The organism is Sporichthyaceae bacterium (assembly GCA_036493475.1).
GTDB lineage: Bacteria > Actinomycetota > Actinomycetes > Sporichthyales > Sporichthyaceae > DASQPJ01.
The window spans coordinates 1-2,867 of sequence record DASXPS010000057.1 but is presented as its reverse complement, the minus strand read 5'-3'; the positions used below and the strand labels follow the sequence as shown (position 1 = coordinate 2,867).

At 68.1% G+C, this 2,867-nt stretch carries 2 protein-coding genes and 1 riboswitch; both genes read left to right on the top strand.

Translation table 11 applies throughout. The annotated features are described in order from the left end of the window. Positions 1-271 precede the first annotated feature (271 nt). A complete protein-coding gene (locus VGJ14_06510; protein HEY2832059.1) occupies positions 272-1,735 on the top strand; it encodes an NF041680 family putative transposase in 1,464 nt (487 codons plus the stop codon). Between the two features lie 12 nt (positions 1,736-1,747). After that, on the top strand, positions 1,748-1,888 hold the full coding sequence (locus VGJ14_06505; GenBank protein ID HEY2832058.1) for a hypothetical protein: 141 nt from the start codon (positions 1,748-1,750) through the stop codon (positions 1,886-1,888). A gap of 564 nt (positions 1,889-2,452) precedes the next feature. After that, a riboswitch (cobalamin riboswitch) is annotated at positions 2,453-2,671 on the top strand. Positions 2,672-2,867 lie beyond the last annotated feature (196 nt).

The following is a 2,867-nucleotide window of genomic DNA, read 5'->3' as shown; positions in this document are numbered from 1 at the left end:
AACGCGGACCCGTTATCGACGTAGGCGTGAGCCGGAACACCCCTGCTGGCCAGCGCGGGTTCCAGCGCGGCGGCCAGGCGCACGGTGTCCTCGGCGAACCCGAACCGGTAGCCCACCGCGAGCCGGGAGTGGTCATCTAAGCTTGACGTTTAACCTCGCCGTGCGCGGCGGAGGGCGATTGTCGCTGTTCGTCGGCGTGTCGGCGGGACATGGCACGGCCACCGCTTGATCCTCTTCGGGTTCCTTCCACAGAGCTCGAAGACGGAAGACGGTGGCCGTGGTGGTCAGTGTGGCGCACGAGGGTGTCCCGGACCAGGACATGACCGCGGCCCGGCGGGGTGATCTTGCTCGGTTCCGGGCAGAGTTCTACGGGTCGTTGACCGCGCGGGCGGATGCGTTGTTCGAGTTGACCGACGCGGTGCTGTGTGCTGACGGGCCGGTCCGTTCGCTGGTGGATCTGACGCTGGTGGCCGAGCATCGTCGCGGGCACGGCGCGATGTACGACGCGCTCGGCCACGGCCGGGTGGAACCGGAGCGGCTGCGGCGGTCGCTGGCCTCGTTGTCGCTGCCTCGGGCCGTGGACGGGCGGATCGTGCTCGCGGTGGATGTCTCCCCGTGGCTGCGTTCGAATGCCCCGACCAGCGCGGACCGGCTGTTCTGCCACGTCTATGGCCGCGGGAAGGGCCAGGCCCAGATGATCCCGGGTTGGCCCTACTCCTTCGTCGCGGCCCTCGAGCCCGGGCGGACGTCGTGGACCGCGTTGCTCGACGCGGTCCGTCTCGGCCCGGCCGATGAGGCCACCGCGGTCACCGCCGAGCAGCTCCGCGCGGTCATCGAGCGGCTGATCACTGCCGGTCACTGGTGTGACGGCGACCCGCACATCCTGATCGTCGCCGACGCCGGCTATGACATCACCCGGCTGGCGTTCGTGCTGGCCGACCTGCCCGTGGAGCTGCTCGGGCGGCTGCGCTCGGATCGGGTCCTGCGCCTGCCCACCCCGCCCCGCCCACCCGGCGCCACCGGCCGCCCGCCCCGGCATGGGCCGGAGTTCGCGCTGGGCAAGCCCGCGACCTGGCCCGAGCCCGCGCACACCACGATCACCGAGACCACCCGGTACGGCACGGCGACCGCGACCAGCTGGGACCGGCTGCATCCGCGGTTGACCCACCGCGGCTGCTGGGCCGATCACGACGGCGAGCTGCCGATCATCGCCGGCACCCTGATCCGGCTGCACGTCGCCCATCTGCCCGGTGACCGCGACCCCAAGCCGGTCTGGCTGTGGTCCTCGATCACCGGCGCCACTGCCGCCGATGTGGACCGGTGGTGGCAGTCGTTCCTGCGCCGATTCGATCTTGAACACACCTTCCGGCTATTCAAGCAGACCCTGGGCTGGACCGCCCCGAAGATCCGCACCCCGCACGCCGCGGACCGCTGGACCTGGCTGATCATCGCCGCGCACACCCAGCTGCGCCTCGCCCGACCACTGGCCCTCGACCTGCGCCGCCCCTGGGAGAAAGCCGCTCCACCAGGACGAATGACCCCCGCCCGGGTCCGCCGCGGGTTCCGGAACCTCCGCGCGACCACCTCCACCCCGGCCAGCGCACCGAAACCCTCCCGACCCGGCCCCGGCCGCCCACCCGGCTCGAAGAACAAACACCACGCACCCCAGCACACCGTCGGAAAGACCAGCAGAACCGACACCAGCGCGAGCACGACGAAGCAGCAAACAGGTTAAACGTCAAGCTCAGTGGTCGCACGCAAGGACACCAAGGTGCTCCTGGTCGACGCGGCCAATCTGCCACCCACCCTGGGTCGCTGGTCGCTCAATCCCGCCGCCGTCGCCCACACTGTGGCCATCGCGATCATGGGCTGCTGGACCGGAGCGTGAGCCCTACCCTCCAACCTGAAGGAAGGTGTGCGTCCGCCGGTGTCGACGAGCTGGCCTGACCCGCGCGGTATCGGTCGTTATGTGCCTTCTACCCCGGCTGGCACTTGATCAGGAGCACGTCACTCACCGCCACCGGTCTTGCCATCTCGGGCCCGAAGTCGCGCCCCAGGTGTCGCCCAGTGGTTAAGACCGGTCACCACCTCGGTGATGGTGGCCAGCACCTCCGGCTTCAGCGCGGGCCCTCGTCAGTGGCGGGCAGGTCAGTGGTCAAGGGCTGGTGAATGCGTTGGTCGTCGGGTCAGTCCTTCTTGCCGCACTTGCATGTGCCACCTTGTTGGCAGCCGCACTTACATTCTGGACCGCAGCCGCAGCTGGATTCAGTCGGAACTGGCATGGATCTCATCCTCCTGACGGCGCCGTCACGTGGCTCCGTGCGGCGCAACCGACAAGACTCCTCGGGATCGGGCGTCGGGGTCAACGTGCTGGTAGTTCCGGGTGGCCTCGGTAATCCGGGGTGAATTATCTCATCATCTGATGAGCCTTGTAGGCGCTCTCGTGCGGTGGTTACGGTGACGGGGCCGTGGTGCTCGGGAAGACCGGTGTGCAACCGCTTGTGCGGGGTTGCAAGTCCGGAGCGGCCCTCGCCACTGTGATCGGGGATGTTCTCGCTCCATCCCTGCCGCGTACGGCAGGAAGCCACTGGATTCCTTCGTGTGTCTGGGAAGGCGGAGCGGGCACGCTGACCCGTCAGCCAGGAGACCGGCCACGGCAACCGATGGTGACCATCCACGAGGTGCTGGAGGGCGGTTTCGCGTGAGCGTGCCCCAATCGATTGCTGTGCAACGTCCCATGGAGGGTTATTCACGCTGCTCGGTAGAAATGTAGTCCGATTACGGCGCTGATCGTGTCGGCGAAGGTGGATAGCGGTCGACGGTAGTCGGTGTGCAGGATCCTCCAGGTTTTAAGGTTTGCTATCGTC